Origin of the sequence: Nocardia sp. NPDC056564, assembly GCF_042793755.1 — a bacterium.
Classification (GTDB): domain Bacteria; phylum Actinomycetota; class Actinomycetes; order Mycobacteriales; family Mycobacteriaceae; genus Nocardia.
This window is the reverse complement of the sequence record NZ_JBHTUR010000018.1, coordinates 51,563-70,074: the sequence shown is the minus strand read 5'-3', so window position 1 is coordinate 70,074 and position 18,512 is coordinate 51,563. Positions and strand designations below refer to the sequence as shown.

Annotated in this window: 15 protein-coding genes; 12 read left to right on the top strand and 3 right to left on the bottom strand. The window is 68.4% G+C overall.

All coding sequences use genetic code 11. From position 1 onward, the window contains the following. Positions 1-34 precede the first annotated feature (34 nt). On the bottom strand, positions 35-1,261 hold the full coding sequence (nhaA, locus tag ACFQ9K_RS33910; protein WP_378726687.1) for a Na+/H+ antiporter NhaA: 1,227 nt from the start codon (positions 1,259-1,261) through the stop codon (positions 35-37). A gap of 179 nt (positions 1,262-1,440) precedes the next feature. After that, positions 1,441-3,426 carry an acetate--CoA ligase gene (gene acs, locus ACFQ9K_RS33905; RefSeq protein WP_378726679.1) on the bottom strand — a complete coding sequence of 662 codons (1,986 nt, stop codon included), beginning with the start codon at positions 3,424-3,426 and terminating at the stop codon, positions 1,441-1,443. A gap of 412 nt (positions 3,427-3,838) precedes the next feature. Between acs and ACFQ9K_RS33900 the strand changes: the two genes are divergently transcribed. The 5 genes from ACFQ9K_RS33900 (at position 3,839) to ACFQ9K_RS33880 (ending at position 10,027) form a co-directional block, all read left to right on the top strand. Next, positions 3,839-5,428, top strand: coding sequence for an ABC transporter substrate-binding protein (locus ACFQ9K_RS33900; RefSeq protein WP_378984080.1), 1,590 nt, complete (start codon positions 3,839-3,841; stop codon positions 5,426-5,428). Positions 5,429-5,491: 63 nt separating this feature from the next. Beyond that, on the top strand, positions 5,492-6,418 hold the full coding sequence (locus ACFQ9K_RS33895; protein ID WP_378724843.1) for an ABC transporter permease: 927 nt from the start codon (positions 5,492-5,494) through the stop codon (positions 6,416-6,418). Next, the gene (locus tag ACFQ9K_RS33890) at positions 6,411-7,388 is read left to right on the top strand and encodes an ABC transporter permease (RefSeq protein ID WP_378724841.1); all 978 of its coding nucleotides are present in this window, start codon (positions 6,411-6,413) and stop codon (positions 7,386-7,388) included. Before ACFQ9K_RS33895 ends, ACFQ9K_RS33890 begins: the two co-directional genes overlap by 8 nt. After that, positions 7,385-9,091, top strand: a complete 1,707-nt coding sequence (locus ACFQ9K_RS33885) for a dipeptide ABC transporter ATP-binding protein (protein WP_378724839.1) — start codon at positions 7,385-7,387, stop codon at positions 9,089-9,091. Before ACFQ9K_RS33890 ends, ACFQ9K_RS33885 begins: the two co-directional genes overlap by 4 nt. Before the next feature lie 189 nt (positions 9,092-9,280). After that, complete coding sequence (locus ACFQ9K_RS33880; protein WP_378724837.1) at positions 9,281-10,027, top strand: oxidoreductase; 747 nt, start codon at positions 9,281-9,283, stop codon at positions 10,025-10,027. A 506-nt stretch (positions 10,028-10,533) separates the two neighbouring features. Here the strand turns inward: ACFQ9K_RS33880 and ACFQ9K_RS33875 are convergent. Further along, complete coding sequence (locus tag ACFQ9K_RS33875; RefSeq protein ID WP_378724835.1) at positions 10,534-11,340, bottom strand: HAD-IB family hydrolase; 807 nt, start codon at positions 11,338-11,340, stop codon at positions 10,534-10,536. A 452-nt stretch (positions 11,341-11,792) separates the two neighbouring features. Here ACFQ9K_RS33875 and ssd point away from each other — a divergent pair, with 452 nt between their 5' ends. From ssd to ACFQ9K_RS33840, 7 genes are all read left to right on the top strand, one after another. Beyond that, a complete protein-coding gene (gene ssd / locus ACFQ9K_RS33870) occupies positions 11,793-12,905 on the top strand; it encodes a septum site-determining protein Ssd (protein WP_378724833.1) in 1,113 nt (370 codons plus the stop codon). A 376-nt stretch (positions 12,906-13,281) separates the two neighbouring features. Continuing rightward, positions 13,282-14,466, top strand: a complete 1,185-nt coding sequence (locus ACFQ9K_RS33865) for a TadA family conjugal transfer-associated ATPase (RefSeq protein WP_378724830.1) — start codon at positions 13,282-13,284, stop codon at positions 14,464-14,466. 661 nt (positions 14,467-15,127) lie between these two features. Then, a complete protein-coding gene (locus ACFQ9K_RS33860) occupies positions 15,128-15,919 on the top strand; it encodes a type II secretion system F family protein (RefSeq protein WP_378724848.1) in 792 nt (263 codons plus the stop codon). Positions 15,920-16,459: 540 nt separating this feature from the next. Next, positions 16,460-17,083, top strand: coding sequence for a type II secretion system F family protein (locus tag ACFQ9K_RS33855; RefSeq protein ID WP_378724828.1), 624 nt, complete (start codon positions 16,460-16,462; stop codon positions 17,081-17,083). Positions 17,084-17,706: 623 nt separating this feature from the next. Then, positions 17,707-17,925 carry a hypothetical protein gene (locus ACFQ9K_RS33850; RefSeq protein ID WP_378724826.1) on the top strand — a complete coding sequence of 73 codons (219 nt, stop codon included), beginning with the start codon at positions 17,707-17,709 and terminating at the stop codon, positions 17,923-17,925. A 174-nt stretch (positions 17,926-18,099) separates the two neighbouring features. Next, positions 18,100-18,264 (top strand): DUF4244 domain-containing protein, encoded by a 165-nt coding sequence (locus tag ACFQ9K_RS33845; RefSeq protein ID WP_378724846.1) that lies wholly within the window; start codon positions 18,100-18,102, stop codon positions 18,262-18,264. Positions 18,265-18,317: 53 nt separating this feature from the next. Next, entirely contained in the window at positions 18,318-18,446 is a 129-nt protein-coding gene (locus ACFQ9K_RS33840) for a hypothetical protein (RefSeq protein WP_378984047.1), read from the top strand. The last annotated feature ends 66 nt before the right edge of the window (positions 18,447-18,512 follow it).

Genomic DNA, 18,512 nt, shown 5'->3' with positions numbered 1-18,512 from the left:
CGGTGACGCGCGCTACCGCCGCCGGGCCCGTCGCTCACGCCGCGTCCTCTTCTCGTTGTAGCGCACGAGCGTCCCGCCGCGCCTGGTGGACACGCCCACGCCGCAACAGTAGCGCCGAACCGGCGAGCGACGCCGCCATTGATGTGACCAACACAGCCGCCTTCGCCAATTCGACCGCGGAGCCGTCGTCGATGTCGGCCAGCGCGAGTTCTGCCACCAGAAGGCTAACGGTGAACCCGATCGCGCCGAGCACCGACAGGGCGAACATGTCCCGGTAACCCAGTCCGGCCGGGCGCTTGGCCACGCCGAACCGGATTGCGAGCCAGCTGATCCCGAAGATTCCGGCGGTCTTGCCGAGCAGCAACCCGAGAATGACGGCCAGCGCCAGCCTGTCGCTGAACAGCTCGCCGAACACCTTGCCGTCCAACGGAACTCCGGAGGCGAACAACGCGAACAGCGGCACGCACAGCCCGGCCGAGATCGGCTGGATCAGGTGCTCCAATCGGGTGGCGGGCGCCTCGTCCTCGCCGGGGTCCGGCCGCACCCTGGTGAGCAAGCCGAGCGCCACCCCGGCCAGCGTCGGATGGATGCCCGCCTCGTGCAGCGCGTACCAGGCCACCAGCGCCAGCGGGAGATAGAGCCACGGCGTGCTGATCCGTTTGTGCTGGGCCAGCGCCCAGGCCGCGAAGCAGGCCGCGGCGGCGAGCAGCCACAGCAGCGCCAGCGTCGTGGTGAACAGAACGGCGATCAGGACGATGGCCATCAGGTCGTCCACCACGGCGAGGCTGAGCAGGAACACCCGCGCGCTCGCCGGGATGCGCGAACCGGTCATGGCCAGCACGGCCAGCGCGAACGCGATGTCGGTGGCCACCGGAATGGCCCAGCCGCGATCCATCCCGGGCACGCCGAGGCCGACGACCAGGGCGATCAGGGCCGGCGTGACCACGCCGCCGACCGCGGCGATGATCGGCAGCGCGGCGCGTCTCGGGTCGGCCAGCTCGCCGACCACGAGTTCGCGTTTGAGTTCCAGCCCGGCGACGAAGAAGAAGACGGCGAGCAGGCCGTCCGCCGTCCACTCGGCCAGCGTGAGATCCAGGTGCAGCGGCGCGATGGTGAGCGTCGTCTGGGTCATCGTCGTATAGCTGTCGCCCCAGGGCGAGTTCACCCACAGCAACGCCGCGGCTGCCGCGATGAGCAGGATTGCGCCGCCGACGGTTTCGGTGCGGAGATAGCGGGACAGTTCCGAGCGCACTTGCGTGATCACGGGGAACCTTTCGGCAGGGTCGGTCAACGCTGCGACCGCGTCCGGCACCGATTCGGCTGTCAGGTTCGCGACCGCATGCCGACCAGACTTCCCGGCACACCTTACGCAATCCTAACGGGTAGGGCCGGTGACGAATCACGCCACCGGCCCTACCATGCCCTGCCGATCGGTACGGTCTACGCCTTGGTCGCCCGGATCGCCTCGAAGACGTTGGGGTCGACCAGCGTCGAGGTGTCGCCGAGTTCCCGGCCCTCGGCCACGTCGCGCAGCAGCCGCCGCATGATCTTGCCGCTGCGGGTCTTGGGCAGCTCGGGCACCACGTGGATCTCCCGCGGCCGCGCGATCGGGCTGATCTCGCGCGACACCTCGGCCTTCAGCTCGGCCACCAGCTCCGTGCCGGTGTCCTTGGTCTCGGCGGTGAGGATGACGAACGCGACGATGCCCTGGCCGGTGGTCTCGTCACTGGCGCCGACGACCGCGGCTTCCGCGACACCGGAGTGCCCGACCAGCGCCGACTCCACCTCGGCGGTGGAAATCCGGTGGCCGGACACGTTCATCACGTCGTCCACCCGGCCGAGCACCCAGAGGTCCCCGTCCGCGTCGAGCTTCGCGCCGTCGCCGGCGAAGTACCAGCCCTGCTCGGCGTAGCGCTCCCAGTAGGTGGCCCGGTAGCGCTCCATGTCGCCCCAGATGCCGCGCAGCATCGACGGCCAGGGCTGGTCGAGTACCAGATAGCCGACGACCGCGGAACTCGCGGAGCCGTCCGAAGAGGCGGCTTCGGTTTCGGCCGGCTCGAGCGGCTTGCCCTCTTCGTCGACCACCTTCGCCGAGATGCCGGGCAGCGGGGTCATCGCCGCGCCGGGCTTGGTGGCGGTGACGCCGGGCAGCGGGGAGATCATGATGGCGCCGGTCTCGGTCTGCCACCAGGTGTCCACGATCGGTGTGCGGTTGCCGCCGATGACCTCCCGGTACCAGCGCCAGGCCTCGGGGTTGATCGGCTCGCCGACGCTGCCGAGCAGCCGGATGCTGGACAGGTCGTGCGCGGCCGGAATCTCGCGGCCCCACTTCATGAACGTGCGCACCAGCGTCGGCGCGATGTAATAGATGCTGACGCCGTACTTTTCGATGATCTGGAAGTGCCGGTGCTCGTCGGGCGAGTTGGGGGTGCCCTCGTAGACCACCTGGGTGGTCCGGTTGGCGAGCGGCCCGTAGACGATGTAGCTGTGCCCGGTGACCCAGCCGATGTCGGCGGTGCACCAGTAAACGTCCTGTCCCGCTTTGTGATCGAAGACGTTGTGGTGGGTGTACGCGGCCTGGGTGAGGTAGCCGCCGGTGGTGTGCAGGATGCCCTTGGGTTTCCCGGTGGTGCCGGAGGTGTAGAGGATGAACAGCGGGTGCTCGGCGTCGAACGCCTGCGCCTCGTGCTCGGGGGAGGCCTGCGCGACCGTCTCGTGCCACCACAGGTCGCGGCCGTCGGTCCATGGCACCTCGATCTCGGTGCGGCGCACCACGAGCACGTGCTCGACGGAATGCGGCACATCACCGTTGGCGAACAGCGCCTCGTCCACCGCCTCCTTGAGCGGGGCGGACTTGCCGCGCCGCCACTGCCCGTCGGTGGTGATGATCAGCCGGGCGCTCGCGTCGTCGACCCGCTGCCGCAGCGCGGTCGGGGAGAAGCCGGCGAACACCACCGAGTGGGTGAGCCCGAGCCGGGCGCAGGCGAGCATCGACACGATGGCCTCGGGCACCATCGGCATGTAGATGGCGACCCGGTCGCCGGCCTCGAGCCCGAGCTCGGTGAGGTAGTTCGCGGCGCGGCTGACCTCGGCCAGCAGTTCGCGGTAGGTGATCGCGCGGGAATCGCCCGGCTCGCCCTCCCAGTGGATGGCGACCTGATCGCCGTGCCCGTCCAGCACGTGCCGGTCGACGCAGTTGTAGGCGACATTGAGCTTGCCGCCGACGAACCACTTCGCCACCGGTGCGTCGCTCCAGTCCAGCACCTGGGTCCACGGCTGATGCCAGTGCAACCGACTCGCCTGCTCGGCCCAGAACGCGTCGCGATCGGCCGCCGCCTGCTCGTAGAGGGCGGCACCGGCGTTGGCCGCCGCGGCGAACTCCGCGCTCGGCGTGTACGAGTCCCTGTGGTCGGCGGTTTCGGTCATCTCGTTTCTTCTTTCCACGTAGCCTGAGCACACGATTCAAACGCAGCACGTTCGACAGTAATCAACTGTGACCTACGCCGCGTCCGGTCTGTTCACCGGGTTTCGGTCTCGACACGCCGTCGCGTAATCCGCAACGGAGGGGTCGCCCCGGAGACACCGGACGGTCTCTACAGAGGCAATGTTCCGGCCGTTAGGTCATATTTGCGCGATGTTTTTCGTGTTTCGGGCATGTTGCCGTATTGGTAACAAGTGGAACGAACCTTGGTCAATCCGATGACAAGCCCGGCTCTTGTGGATAATCTGCGAGGCACCCAAGGCGGATTGTGCCGGCATGCGCCTGGTGACCTCACGCGCGTGCCAAGGATTCCGCCCTTCTCGAAATCGGGAGAACGCGTTGAGATTCAACAGAGCAATGGCGCTGACTGCGGCAGCACTGCTGGCTACGAGCCTCGGACTGTCCGCATGCTCGTCGGACGACAGTGCCGACGCGAGCATCGTCACCACGAACGGTGGTGAGCCGCAGAACCCGTTGGTGCCCACCAACACCAACGAGAACATGGGCGGGCGTGTTGTCGACCGGTTGTTCGCCGGCCTGAAGTATTACGACGGCAACGGTGTCGCGCACGATGAGTTGGCGCAGAAGATCGAGACGACGGACCGGAAGAACTACAAGATCACCATCAAGCCGGACTGGAAGTTCTCCGACGGCTCCGCGGTGACCGCGAAGTCCTTCGTCGACGCCTGGAACTACGGCGCCCTCGGCACCAATGCTCAGTTGCAGAGCTACGCGTTCACCCCGATCGTCGGGTTCGACGACGTGTCGGCGGAAAAGCCGAAGGCGCAGACGATGTCGGGCCTGAAGGTGATCGATGACAAGACCTTCACCGTCGAGCTCAAGTCGCCGTCGATCGACTTCGAGACCGAGCTCGGTTACGCGCCGTTCTACCCGCTGCCCGAGGCCGCGTACAAGGACATGAAGGCGTTCGGCGAGAACCCGATCGGCAACGGCCCGTACAAGTTCGCGAGCAACGGCGCCTGGCAGCACAACGTGCAGATCGACCTGGTGCCGAACCCCGACTACAAGGGTGGCCGCCCGCCGAAGAACAAGGGCCTGCGGTTCGTGATGTACCAGTCCTTCGACACCGCCTACGCCGATCTGCTGGCCGGCAACCTCGACACGCTCGACACCGTGCCGGACAGCGCGCTGGCGTCCTACAAGAAGGACCTCGGCGACCGCGCGATCACCAAGCCGACCGCGCAGAACCAGCACATCGGCATCCAGGCCAACGTTCCGCACTTCTCCGGTGAGGAAGGCGTGCTGCGCCGCAAGGCCCTGTCCATGGCGATCAACCGTGAGCAGATCTGCGAGAACATCTTCCACGGTTCGCGCAAGCCCGCCCGCGACTTCACCTCGGCCTCGCTGCCCGGCTTCGACGGGAACCTGCCCGGCTCCGAGGCGCTGAACTACAACCCCGAAGAGGCCAAGAAGGTGTGGGCCCAGGCCAACGCCATCTCCCCGTGGTCGGGTCGCTACGAGATCGCCTACAACTCCGACGGCGGCCACCAGGCCTGGATCGAGGCGGTGGCCAACAGCATCAAGAACACCCTCGGCATCGAGGCCATCGGCGCCCCGTACCCGACGTTCAAGAACATCCGTGACGAGGTCAACGCCAAGAGCATCGGCAAGGCCTTCCGCTACGGCTGGCAGGGTGACTACCCGACCATGCTCCAGTTCCTGACCTCGCAGTACTACAGCTACTCCGAGACCAACAACGTCGACTGGAACAACAAGGAGTTCGACAAGCTGCTCGACGCCGCGCTCGCCGCGCCGACGCAGGCGGAGTCCTACAAGCTGGTCGCGCAGGCGCAGACCCTGATGCTCAAGGAAATGGCCGACATCCCGGTGCTCGACTACATCGCCGACGCTGGTCGTTCGGACAAGGTGAAGAAGGCCGAGCTCGCCTGGAACGGTCTGTTCGATTTCGAAAACATCGAGAAGTAGCCGCTGATCGAGCCGCGCCGCCCATCGGGCAGCGCGGCTCATCACTGAACCCAGGAGGCGTAAATGGCCTGGTATATCGTGCGGCGTCTGCTTCAGATGATCCCCGTTTTCCTCGGGGCGACGTTGCTCATCTATGCCTTGGTATTCCTCGTCCCCGGCGACCCGATCCACGCCCTCGCCGGTGACAAACCGATGACCCCCGCGGTGGAGGCCCAACTCCGCGCGCGGTACCACCTCGACAAGCCCTTCATCATGCAGTACCTGCTGTATCTGAAGGGCATCGTCACGTTCGACTTCGGCACCGCCTTCTCCGGCAGGCCGGTGCGCGCGGAATTGGCTCGCGCCTTCCCGATCACCATCAAGCTCGCCTTCATGGCGGTGTTCATCGAGGCCGTCTTCGGCATCGTGTTCGGCCTGATCGCCGGGCTGCGCAAGGGCAAGCTGTTCGACTCGACGATGCTGGTCATCAGCCTCGTCGTGATCGCCGTCCCGATCTTCGTGGTCGGCTTCCTCGCGCAGTTCCTGCTCGGGGTGAAGTGGGGGATCGCGCCGGTGACCGTCACCGGAAAGGCGAGTTTCAGCGAGTTGCTGGTGCCCGCGTTCGTGCTCGGGTCCCTGTCGTTCGCCTATGTGCTGCGGCTGACCCGGAACTCCGTGGCGGAGAACATGTCCGCCGACTACGTGCGCACCGCGACCGCCAAGGGCCTGAGCCGGCGCCGGGTGGTGACCGTGCACATCCTGCGCAACTCGATGATCCCGGTGATCACCTTCCTCGGCGCCGATCTCGGCGCGCTGATGGGTGGCGCCATCGTCACCGAGGGCATCTTCAACATCCCCGGCGTCGGCGGCACGCTGTACCAGGCGATCACCCGCGGCGAACCGCCGACCGTCGTCTCGTTCGTGACCGTGCTGATCATCATCTTCCTGGTCTCGAACCTGATCGTCGACCTCCTCTACGCCGCCCTCGACCCGAGGATCCGCTATGCCTGACCTCGAAAAAGGACAAGGAATCGACCTCGCCGAGAGCGCGGCCCGCGGTAGGCAGACCTACTTCGTCGCCCCGCCCGACGAGGTCGAGGTGCTCGCCACCGACATGGTCGTCGACCAGGGCTCGCCGACCAGCATCTGGTACGACGCGTGGCGGCAGCTGCGGCGTAATCCGATCTTCGTCATCGCGGCGCTGATGATCCTGTTCGTGCTCGTCGTCGTCATCTGGCCCGGGTTGTTCACCAGCCAGGACCCGCGCTATTGCAACGGCGACTTCAGCATGAATCCGCGCGGGGCCGGTCATCCGTTCGGCTTCGACAAACAGGGCTGCGACATCTACGCCCGGACCGTGTACGGCGCACGGGCGTCGGTGATGGCCGGTATCGGGTCCACGATCTGCTTCGTGCTGATCGGCGGCGTGCTCGGCGCGCTGGCCGGCTTCTACGGCGGGTTCTTCGACTCGCTGGTGTCCAGGGTCGCCGAGATCTTCTACGCGATCCCGCTGATGCTGGCCGCGATCGTGATCATGCAGCTGCTCGACTCGCGGACCATCTGGACCGTGATCATCATCCTGGCCGGATTCACCTGGCCGCAGGCCGCCAGGATCGCGCGCAGTGCGGTGATCCAGTCGAAGAACAGCGATTACGTCACGGCGGCAAAGGCATTGGGCGTATCCCGAATACGCACGCTGATCCGCCACGTGCTGCCGAACGCGGCGGGCCCGCTGATCGTGGTCACCACGATCTGGCTCGGCGTCTTCATCGTCACCGAGGCCACGCTGTCCTACCTCGGCGTCGGGTTGCCCCGCACGATCGTCTCGTGGGGCGCCGATATCGCCTCGGGGCAGAAGGAGATTCGCACCTCCGCGATCCTGTTCTATCCCGCGACGGCCTTGGCGCTCACCGTGCTGAGCTTCATCATGCTGGGTGACGCGGTGCGCGACGCCCTCGACCCGAAGGCGAGGAAGCGGTGAGTGAGTTCCGCAGCGCACAGTCGCCACTGCTCGAAATCAAGGACCTTAACGTCTGTTTCACCTCCGAGGGCAAGAAGATCCCCGCGGTCCGCGATGTGAATCTGTCGGTGTATCCGGGCCAGACCGTCGCGATCGTGGGCGAATCCGGCTCGGGTAAGTCCACCACGGCGCACGCGATCATCGATCTGCTGCCCGGCACCGGCCAGGTCACCTCCGGCAGCATCATGTTCGACGGTAAGGATCTGGCGAAGGCGTCCAAGAAGGACGTCGTCGCGGTGCGCGGCAGCGGCATCGGCCTGGTGCCGCAGGACCCGATGTCCAACCTGAACCCGGTCTGGAAGGTCGGCTTCCAGATCCGGGAGACGCTGGAGGCCAACGGGATCGCCAAGGGCAAGGCGGCCAAGGAACGCGCCATCGAGCTGCTGCACGAGGCGGGCATGTCCGACGGCGAGCGGCGGGTGAACCAGTACCCGCACGAGTTCTCCGGTGGCATGCGCCAGCGCGCGCTCATCGCCATCGGCTTGGCCTGCCGCCCCAAGCTGTTGATCGCGGACGAGCCGACCTCGGCGCTGGACGTCACCGTGCAGCGGCAGATCCTCGACCACCTCGAGGGGCTGACCAACGAGCTCGGCACCGCGGTACTGCTGATCACCCACGACCTCGGTCTCGCCGCCGAGCGTGCGGAGCATCTGGTGGTGATGTATCGCGGCCGTGTAGTGGAATCCGGTCCGGCACTGCAGATTCTGCGTGAACCGCAGCATCTGTACACCAAGCGGCTGGTGAACTCGGCGCCCTCGCTCGCCTCGCAGCGACTGTCCTCGGTGAAGCAGCGCATCGAGATTCGCGAGCAGGCGGTGCAGGTGGCCGAGCAGATCGCGGCCGCCGACACCGAGCTGTCCAACGCCCCGGACGACGTCGTGGTGGTCGACAATCTCACCAAGAAGTTCAAGATCCGCGGCAGTGCGCCCTGGAAATCGACCGACTTCGTTGCGGTGCAGGATGTTTCGTTCCGGCTGCGGCGCGGCACCACGACCGCGATCGTCGGCGAGTCGGGCTCGGGCAAATCGACTGTCGCGCAGATGATCCTGGGTCTGCTCGAGCCGACCTCGGGCAAGGTCGTGTTCGACGGCAAGGAAGTGGCCAAGCTGGATCGCAAGAGCGCCTTCGCGTTCCGGCGGCGGGTGCAGCCGATCTTCCAGGATCCGTACGGCTCGCTGGACCCGATGTACTCGATCTACCGCACCATCGAAGAGCCGTTGCGCACACACAACATCGGCACGGCGAAGGAGCGCGAGACCACGGTTCGTGAGCTGCTGGACAAGGTGTCGCTGCCGTCCACCGTGATGCGGCGGTATCCGAACGAGCTGTCCGGCGGTCAGCGCCAGCGCGTCGCCGTGGCCCGCGCGCTCGCGCTCTCGCCCGAGGTCGTGGTGTGCGACGAGGCGGTGTCCGCGCTCGACGTGCTGGTGCAGGCGCAGATCCTGCGGCTGTTGAACGACCTACAGGCCGAGCTGGGCCTGTCGTACGTGTTCATCACGCACGACCTGGCCGTGGTCCGGCAGATCGCCGACGACGTGCTGGTCATGCAGACCGGCAAGGTGGTCGAGGCCGCCTCGACCGAGCAGGTCTTCGACAGCCCGCGCGAGGAGTACACGCGCCGGCTGCTGGATGCCATTCCCGGCCGAGATCTGTTGGTGAGCTGAGGAAGTCGGCCTGCCGCGATATACCGGCCCGCTGACGAGCGAAGCGGTCATCCCCACCCAGTCGGGTCGGGATGGCCGCTTCTTTCGCGTTGTGGCCGCGACGGCGGCGGCACGGTGCTTCGTCCAGGCCGTCAGAGCGCGGCGGGGCTGGGTCGGGCGTCCGGGCGGGCGCAAGTAGCCTCGTGAACCGTGACCGATCCGCTACAGCCCCTCGTCGATCTGCCCGGTGTCCGCGCCGCCGCCGACCGTGCCCGCGACGCGCTCGCCGAGGTGCACCGGCACAAGGCGAATCGGCGCGGCTGGCCGACCACCGCCGCGGAGGCCGCGGTGCGTGCGGCCCGATCCTCGGCCGCGATCGACGGCGGCAGCACCGAGTTGCCCGCCGACGGTCAGGTCGGCGACCCGATCCTGGCCGGCTCGTTGCGGGTCGGCCAGGCCCTCGACGGTGACGCGCTGCGCAATCTGGTGGGCACCTGGCAGCGGGCGCCGTTGCAGGCGCTGGCCCGGCTGCACCTGCTGGCCGCCGCCGACCTGGTGACCGACGAGGAGTCGCTCGGCCGCCCGCGCGCGGACGCCGGGGTGGCGCAGCGGTTGGATCTGCTGGTGCAGGCGGTGCTCGGATCGAGCGCGCCCGCGCCGGTGATCGCGGCGGTGGTGCACGGGGAGCTGCTCGCGCTGCGGCCGTTCGGGACCGCCGACGGCGTGGTGGCGCGGGCGGCGTCGCGGCTGGTGGCCGTGTCGAGCGGGCTGGATCCGCACAGTCTCGGCGTGCCGGAGGTTTTCTGGCTGCGGCGTCGGCAGGCGTATCTGGAGGCCGCGGCGGGCTTCGGCAGCGGTGCGGTGGACGCGGTCGGCAGCTGGGTGATGCTGTGCTGCGGGGCGCTGGAGGACGGTGCGCGGGAGGCCACGTCGATCGCCGATTCGGCGTCGGGATAGGGCGGCCCGGACATCAAAACGGGCGGCGTTGTCGTTGCCGACCTCGCCGCCCGCGTAGCACGGACTACCCGGTTACCAAGCGTGCTGAGTGGGTTGTGTTCTTACGGCCTCGGCGACAGTCCGAACTCCGCCGGTTCATCCCCGCAACCTGTGCGAGGCCCTCGCCGACAAAGACCCGGATTTCGCAGGCCCACAACGCTTCTGCCCTTGTCGCGGCGCGCTCCGCGTGGGTGCCTGGTGCCCGTGCTGGGAAGGGTGGTTGGGAGACTGAACCTTCTCTTCCGGTCCTGCCTTGGCCTTCCGACCTTCCGTAGTTACCTTTCTACCCTGTGACGGCCCTCACATCAAGGGGTGGTAAGACATTCGATTTTCGGCGTGTCGATCGGCGTTTCGTGGTTCAATGCCTGGTCGCGAGTTCTTCCGCGTTCCGTCAGCAAACCCCTCGGCAAGCATCCCGCTCTCGCTCGAGCAGCCGGGGTCGCCGCGCTGGATGCCGTGGCTAAGGCTCAGTTGCGCCGGCGCAGCAATCGGTAACTGATCGCGCCGGCCAGCAGCGCGCTCAGGCCGACCACCGCGGTCGCGGCAAGGGTGGTGGACGAGGGCGCCTGAAAGCGGGCCCACAGCGACACCGGATTCGAAAAGGTCAGGATCGGCCAGTGTTCGGCGATCGCCTCGCGGCGCAGGTTGCGATCCGGATTGACCGCCGTCGGATGCCCGACCGCGCGCAGCAGCGGCAGATCGGTCACCGAGTCGGAGTACGCGTAGCAGCGCGCGAGGTCGTAACCCTCACTGGCGGCGAGCTTTTCGATCGCCGCGACCTTGCCCTCGCCGTAGCAGTAGAACTCGACCTCGCCGGTGTACTTGCCGTCCGCCACGACCATCCGGGTGGCCGCGGTGTGCGACGCGCCGAGCACCTCGGCGATCGGGCCGACGATCTCCTCGCCCGAGGCGGACACGATCACCACGTCGTGGCCCCGGATCTTGTGGTCGGCAATGAGATCGGCGGCCTCTGCGTAGATCAGCGGATCCACCAGCTCGTGAAGCGTCTCCGCCACAATGGTTTTCACCTGCTCCACGTCCCACCCGGCGCACATGTTCGTGAGATGCGCGCGCATCCGCTCCATTTGGTCGTGGTCGGCGCCGGAGAGCATGAACAAGAAGTGGGCGTAACTGCTTTCGAGCACGTCGCGGCGGTTCAGCAGGCCTTGCGCGTAGAACGGCTTGCTGAACACGAACGTGCTCGATTTCGCGATCACGGTCTTGTCGAGATCGAAGAAGGCGGCGACGCGTCCGTGCGCGGTGGGTGAGTCCACCCGACCAGCATAGGCGTAGGTCCGTGTGCGGTCCGGTCGTGCGCGGGGTGCCGGTGTCCAACGGGTGGAACCGGGGACGACTGGGGACGGGCGCCGCCGTCGATCATGACCGCCGCCGGCACCGCGTCCGCGACCGCGAGCGGGGAGTTTGCCCCGCCGCCTCGGGGCCCGTAATCGCCGTAAAGTTCTGCCGCGACAGACTTGCGTTGTGGGCGGGGCTTGGGTGTAGTATTGCTGGCACCTGGACATAGTCCAGGCGCGTTCAGCCCGACCCCCCGGGGCTGAACCCGACGGCCCCAGCCTCCTCCCCCCCCGGCTGGGGCCGTCCTCTATTCAGGGGACGGTTCGGGATCCCCTCGCGCAGCACTAAAAAGTTCTGCACACCCCCGAGTTATCCACAATCGGCGCATCGCCTCTTCTGCCGTCGCCCGATCTCCGCCACGCTCGGCCGCATGAATCTTGAAGTGGCGCCGGACAACAGCAGCCCGCCGCCGGCCCTCGTGCTCCTGCGCGACGCCCGGCTGCGCGACGAAGTGCGCCGCGTCGCCGCCGCGGCCGAACGCGGCCTGGACGAACGCGCACTTCCCGTCGGCAGGCACGCGTGGACCGCGGCACCCCTGGTGATCCTGGACACATCCACGGCGCGTGCGGTGGCCGAGGCCGGATATCTACGCCGGATCGGGGTCGTCCTGGTCGCCGAGGGCGAACCGGGACTGCTCGACTGGCAGGCCGCCGCGGCCGCCGGCGCCGAGCGGGTCATCGCGTTACCCGGCGGTGCCGAGGGACTTATCGAGATGTTTGCTGAGTACGGCGAACAGCGCGCGGGAGACGGTGTCGTGGTCGCCGTCGCGGGTGCCGCCGGCGGTGCCGGAGCGTCAACTCTGGCCGCCGCGCTCGCGCTGCGATCCGCCGCCGAAGGGTTCCGGCACGACACCGTCCTGGTCGACGGCGCACCCCTCGGCGGCGGTCTCGACCTGCTGCTCGGCATCGAATCGACGGCTGGCCTGCGCTGGCCCGACCTGGTCGTCGAAGACGGCAGGGTCTCCGCCGCCGCCCTGCACTCCGCCCTGCCCAGCGCGGCCCCAGGCCTGGCCGTGCTGGCCTGCGGCCGTTGCGGTGCGGGCCGGTTGCCACGCGAGATCGGCCCCGCCGCCGTCCGCGCCGTGATCGAAGCAGGCCGTGCCGCAGGCGATTTGGTGGTTTGCGACATTTCCGGCGAACGGGGCCCGCACGCCGATCAAATGCTCGACTCCGCCGACTTGGTCGTCCTGGTGGTGCCCGCCCGAATCCGCGCCATCGCCGCCGCGGAATCCGTCTCCGCTCACATCGGACGGCGAAATCCCAACCAGGGCTTGATCGTCCGAGGTCCGGCGCCGGGTGGGTTGCGCGGTCCCGAGGTCGCCGACGTGCTCGACCTGCCGCTGCTCGCTGCCGTCCGCGCCCAACCGGGCTTGGCCGCCCGCCTGGAGCGAGGCGGGCTGACCGTGCACCGGCGCGGGCCGTTGCGCGACGCGGCCGACGCGGTCCTCGGTGTGCTGAGCGCGCCGGCTGGACAGCGGCGATGAGCGCGGGAGGTGTGTATCCGCGCTTATCCGGTGACCTGAGCTGTGGTGCGGGTGTCGAGTGTCGCTCGGGGACAGGACATTGCCCGACGGGCGGACGAGTCCGGCCGCGTGGGCGACCGCAGGTCGGCCGGTTTCGTGACATGTCTCGGCGCGTATCGGTCACTGATCGATGGGGGTGGTGGTCTTCTGCGGGTCTTCCGGTTTCGTCATGCGCGCTCCGGCCACGGCGGATCCGATGTGGCGACGAATGCCGGGCTGGGTCCCCGCTGTGGCGTCGCGCGACCGGCCAGTCAGGGATGACGCCGTGCGGTTGCCGGATGTGGCCGAGTGACGGGATCGCAGGCCGTGCTCGCCGGGCTATGGAGCGGAGGGCGCGATGAGTGTGTTGGTGACGTCCGAGTTGTTGGATCGGGTGCGGGAGCGGCTGTCCGGTGGCGCCGGGGATCCGGATCCGGCGCAGGTCGCGGCCGCCATTCGGGCCGAGGCGGGTGGCGTGCTCGGGGATACCGATCTGCTGCGGGCGCTGCGGTTGTTGCAGACCGAGATGACCGGCGCCGGCGTACTCGAGCCGCTGCTGCACGATCCGCGGGTCGCCGATGTGCTGGTGACCGGTCCGGATGCGGTGTGGATAGATCGCGGGCACGGTCTGGAGAAGACCTCGATCACCTTTCCGGACGAGGCGGCGGTGCGCAGGCTCGCGCAGCGGCTCGCGCTCTCGGCTGGTCGGCGTCTCGACGACGCGCAGCCGTGGGTGGACGGCAGGCTGTCCGGAACCGGAGCGGCACTGGGTGATTCGTTCGGCGTGCGGCTGCATGCCGTGCTCGCCCCGGTGGCGCACGGCGGCACCTGCCTGTCCCTGCGCGTACTGCGGCCCGCCACCCAGGGTTTGGACGCGTTGGCGGCGGCGGGCGCGGTGCCGGCCGACGCGAAGCGACTGCTGGAGCGGATCATTGCCGCACGCCTGGCGTTCCTGGTGGTCGGCGGAACCGGCGCGGGCAAGACGACTCTGCTGTCCGGCCTGCTCGCCAAGGTCGGACCGAGCGAGCGAATCGTCTGTGTGGAGGACGCCGCCGAGCTCGCCCCACCGCATCCGCATGTGGTGCGACTCGTCGCACGCACCGCGAATGTCGAAGGAGTCGGCGCGGTGACCGTCCGCGACCTGGTGCGACAGGCGCTGCGCATGCGGCCGGACCGCATCGTCGTCGGCGAGGTCAGAGGTGCCGAGGTCGTAGACCTACTGACCGCGCTGAACACCGGCCACGACGGTGGTGCAGGCACGGTCCACGCGAACTCCCCGCAGGAGGTCCCCGCCCGCCTGGAAGCCCTTGCCGCCCTTGGCGGAATGGACCGTGCCGCCCTCCACAGCCAGCTAGCCGCCGCCGTCCAGGTAGTTCTGCACGTCCACCGCCGCCCCGACGGCTCCCGCGGCCTGCGCGAAATCGGCCTCGTTCGCCGCGGCGAATCTGCTCACGTCCAGATAACCCCCGCCTGGCACGCCGCCGCCCCGACCCCCGCCGCCGCCGACCTGAACCAACTCCTCGACGAAAGGCTCGCCCGGTGAAGATTGCGTGGTCTGCGAAATCGCCGTGCTGCGCGGCCGAACCGGGGGAGACCGGTCCTCCGCTCGATCTGGTACCGACTGCCTCGACACGAACACCGCATCAGCGAGCGCTCGCTGAACCCGGCCTGGCTCCGCGACGCGAAGGTCACCTGGCGACCACCGCAGCCCGGTGTGCGCGATCACGCGGGACTCAGGTCGAACCCGGGGCCGGTTGTCGACTCGAGCTTGTGCCGACACGAATCCCATGGGTTCGAGTGCTCGGTGATCGTGGGCTGGCTGTGCGAGGCACCGGGCGACTGGGGGTGGGTGCCTCGATGGGGGTGGCTCAGCGGGCGCAATTACGTTGCGGTCTGGTTGAACCCAGAGGCGGTTGTCGGCTCGAATTTGGGTCGGCGCGAGGGTTTTGGGGTGGAGTGCTCGGAGATCCTGAGTTCGCTCTGCGACGTAATGGCCACCTGGTGATCGTCGGATCGACGGGCTCAGCTCCACTTATGCAATCACTTGGGGGTCGGGTGGGGGCATGCGCGGTCGGTCGTCGGCTCGAGCCTGCGGCGGCCGCTTCAAGGTCTTGGCTGTGGAGCGGAGTGTTCGCGATGTGGGCGCAGTTGTCTATGGATTCCCTTTGTGCACAACGGAACACGATGGTTCGGCGGGGTGGCCGGTGATCGCGGGGTTGATATGTCTTGCGTTCGCCGTGCTCGCGGCGCCGGCCGCTGCGTCGCGCCGACGGTTCGAGGGATTGTTTGCCGAACCGGCAGTGGCGCGAAAAATGCGGCGGGACATGGTGCTTCGCCTTGTGACGGGCGCCGGGGTGGTGGCTGTGCTGGTGCTCGGGGCCGGAGCGTTTCTTGCGGTGGCGATGGTGGTCGGGACGGTGGGGTTTCGGGTTCGGCGGGTAAGGCTGGATCGGCGCAGGGATGCCGAGTGCGGGTATCTGCTGGACGCGTTGGAGGCGGTGATCGGCGAGTTGCGGGTCGGTGCGCATCCGAGTGCGGCCGCGGAGGTTGCGGCGCGTGAGGGGCGAGGTGAATCCGCAAGGGCTTTCGCCGTGAGTGCCGGGCGCAGCCGGTTGGGTGGTTCCGCGGCGGAGGGGTTGCGGCAGCCGGATTCGATTGTTGCGGGGGAGTTGTCGCGGATCGCCGACGCCTGGCAGGTGGCTGAGCAGCACGGACTGGCGCTGGCCGAACTGCTCTCCGCGGCGCGCACGGACCTGGTGGGCCGGATCCGTTTCCACGGTCGCACAACCGCAGCGCTCGCCGGCCCCCGGGCGACCGCCGGAGTCTTGGCGGCGCTCCCGCTGCTCGGCATCGGTCTCGGCCAACTCATGGGAGCCGCGCCATTGCACGTGCTGTTCGCCTCGTCCGCGGGCGCCGTCCTGTTGCCCCTCGGTGCCGCCCTCGCCTGCGCCGGCCTGCTGTGGACCGATGCCATCACGCGAAAGGTTCTCGTATGAAACAACTTTCTCGCTTCCGGCATGCCGGTACGCCCGATCAGCCAGACCGGCTCCGCATCCGAGATCGCATCGCCCATTCTGCCTGGCATAGGTGGATCGGTCATACGCCGGTCGAACACTTCCCTGTGCGCGTCAAACCAGTTGTGCGGCAATCGGATACCACAGGTACGGGTGCTCTTCGGGTCTTCGCTGCCGTATCTGCCGCAATGGTTCGGGGACTCGTCGACGTATCTGCCACTGAAGGTCGATCCGGCCGGCCGGATTCCGCACCGCCTCGCGTGCCCGGCCCGGACAGCGGCCCCGTTCGGTCGCCGTGGTCGGGCGCGAGATCCGCAGGCGACGAAGGCAGCGGATGCAACAGTGGGTCGTGGCGTAGCGCCCCATGTCGGGCGGGTCGCCGCGTGGTCAAAGCCGCTTCGAACCAGGTAGCGAGGGCGAGCTCCGTCGATCGTCGGCGCGCAACGGACATCGGTTCAACAGACAGGACTTGTTCTGTGCCGGAAGCGCATTCATGTCATGACATGTGTGAGGAGGCTGTGCGTGGAGTTGTCCGCGGGTTACCCGGCGCTGCCGACCCTGCTGATCGCGGTCGCGCTGATCCTGCTGCCCGGCCGGGTCGCGGTGAACCGTCGGTGGCGGGCGCTCCGGCAGCCGGAGCCGGTACGGGCGGCAAAGCCGGTGTCGAAGCGGAAGATCGATCCGCTGGCCGCGGCCTCGGTATTCGACCTGCTCGCTGCCTGTCTGCGCGCCGGACTGCCGATGGCGGGCGCGGCCCGCGCAGTGGCCCCCGGTGCGCCGGAAGTGCTGGGCGCGGCGCTACGCCGGGCCGCGGATCTGCTCGCGCTCGGTGCGGATGCCGCGACCGCGTGGGAGCGGGCGGCACAAGACCGGATCGGGCAGCCGGGTGCCGACGAGGTCGAGTCGCTGGCCCGGATGGCGCGGCGGTCGGCCCGATCCGGCGCCTCGCTCGCGGTCGCGGTCGGGGAACTGGCCGAACAGCGCCGAGCCGCGGTCGAGGACGCCGCTGCCGCACGGGCCGAGCGAGCCGGCGTGCTGATCGGCGGCCCCCTCGGCCTCTGCTTCCTCCCCGCCTTCGTCTGCCTCGGCATCGTCCCTGTAGTGATCGGCCTAGCAGGCCGGGTGCTCGGCGACGGCCTCCTATAACCGACCTTCGGCGAGTGAGCCGCCGCCCCCTGCACATTGACGGACCCGAACGACGCCGCACTGGCTTCATGAATTACGGAATCGGTGCAGCCCGACCCGTAGGCGCATGGACAGCTCGGCGGGGTGCTCAGCGTTGGAGTCCCGTGACGCGCGTTCGGCGAATGAGTTGTCGTACCTTGCACTCCGACGGGGCCGAACGACGTCGCACTGGGTTCGTGGACTACGGAATCGGCGCAGCCGGAGTAGTGGGCGCGTGGACGGGCCGGTCTGGTGCTCGGTGGTGGAGTCCTGTAACTGACCTTCGGCGGGTGTGCGGTCGGCCCTTGCACCTGGAGGGGGCTGAACGACGTCGCAGTGGCTTCATGATTCACGGAATCGGCGCAGCCGGACCCGTGGGCGCGTGGACAGTCGGCGGGGTGCTCGGTGGTGGAGTCCGGTGACGGGCGTTGGGCGAGTGTGCGGTCGGTCCTTACGCATTGACAGGGCCGAGCGAGGTCGTACTGGGTTCGCGGACCAGGGAATCGGCCCAGCCCGAGCAGTAGGCGCGTGGACAGTCCGGTCGGGTGCTAGGGGGTGGAGGCCTGTAACTGACCTTCGGCGAGTGTGCGGTCGGTCCTTGCGCATTGGCGGGGCCGAGCGAGGTCGTACTGGGTTCGCGGACCAGGGAATCGGCCCAGCCCTACCGGTGGGCGTATGGACAGCTCGGCGGGGTGCTCAGCGGTGGTGCGCTGGTGTCGAGCGGGCTTGGCACCCGTTGGGGGAGACGGAATCGCGTGGCGGGCAAGGAGGGGGCGAACACGTTGGTGCGGACGGTGCCGACCTTCGGCGCGGGGGAGTCCTGAGGCAGCGAGGCGGTGGGGTCGTGCGCGCACGGCGTGCTCGGCCCAGCGGAACACACCTGTGCGGATCGGCCGTGCGGGATGAGGTGAGAGGGGAATCTGGTGGGGATCGGGCGAATGACGAGCCATGCGGTCTGCGGATCGAGGGCTGTATATACGGAACTGCGATTGCGAGTCATGCATGTCGTGGTCGCGGAGGATGGGATGAGCACGGCGGAGTATGCGATCGGGACCATCGCCGCCGCGGCGTTCGGGGCGGTGCTGTACGGCGTGGTGACCGGGGACAGCATCGTGAACGCGCTGACGAAAATCATCGATCGGGCCCTCAATACCGCTGTCTAGCGGGGTTGATAGACCGTTGCCTGGCAACGGGTCTCGGTGCTGACCGGGGTTCGGTGACGGTGGAGGCGGCGATCGCGCTCGCGACCCTGGTGGTCGCGGTCGTGCTGTGCGTGGGGGCCTTGCTGGCGGCGTCGACGCAGGTGCGCTGCGGCGACCCCCCGCCGGAGGCGGCGCGGCGGTGACCCCGCCGCGCCGAGGCGCACGCCATAAAGGCGGCGCGGCGGGGGGCCCCCCCCGCCCCCGCCAAA

Bases quoted from the DNA above. Each gene is read 5' to 3' on its own strand.
- acs (WP_378726679.1), bottom strand. From the start codon at position 3,426: ATGACCGAAACCGCCGACCACAGGGACTCGTACACGCCGAGCGCGGAG.
- ACFQ9K_RS33900 (WP_378984080.1), top strand. From the start codon at position 3,839: ATGGCGCTGACTGCGGCAGCACTGCTGGCTACGAGCCTCGGACTGTCC.
- ACFQ9K_RS33895 (WP_378724843.1), top strand. From the start codon at position 5,492: ATGGCCTGGTATATCGTGCGGCGTCTGCTTCAGATGATCCCCGTTTTC.
- ACFQ9K_RS33890 (WP_378724841.1), top strand. From the start codon at position 6,411: ATGCCTGACCTCGAAAAAGGACAAGGAATCGACCTCGCCGAGAGCGCG.
- ssd (WP_378724833.1), top strand. From the start codon at position 11,793: ATGAATCTTGAAGTGGCGCCGGACAACAGCAGCCCGCCGCCGGCCCTC.
- ACFQ9K_RS33865 (WP_378724830.1), top strand. From the start codon at position 13,282: ATGAGTGTGTTGGTGACGTCCGAGTTGTTGGATCGGGTGCGGGAGCGG.
- ACFQ9K_RS33845 (WP_378724846.1), top strand. From the start codon at position 18,100: ATGCATGTCGTGGTCGCGGAGGATGGGATGAGCACGGCGGAGTATGCG.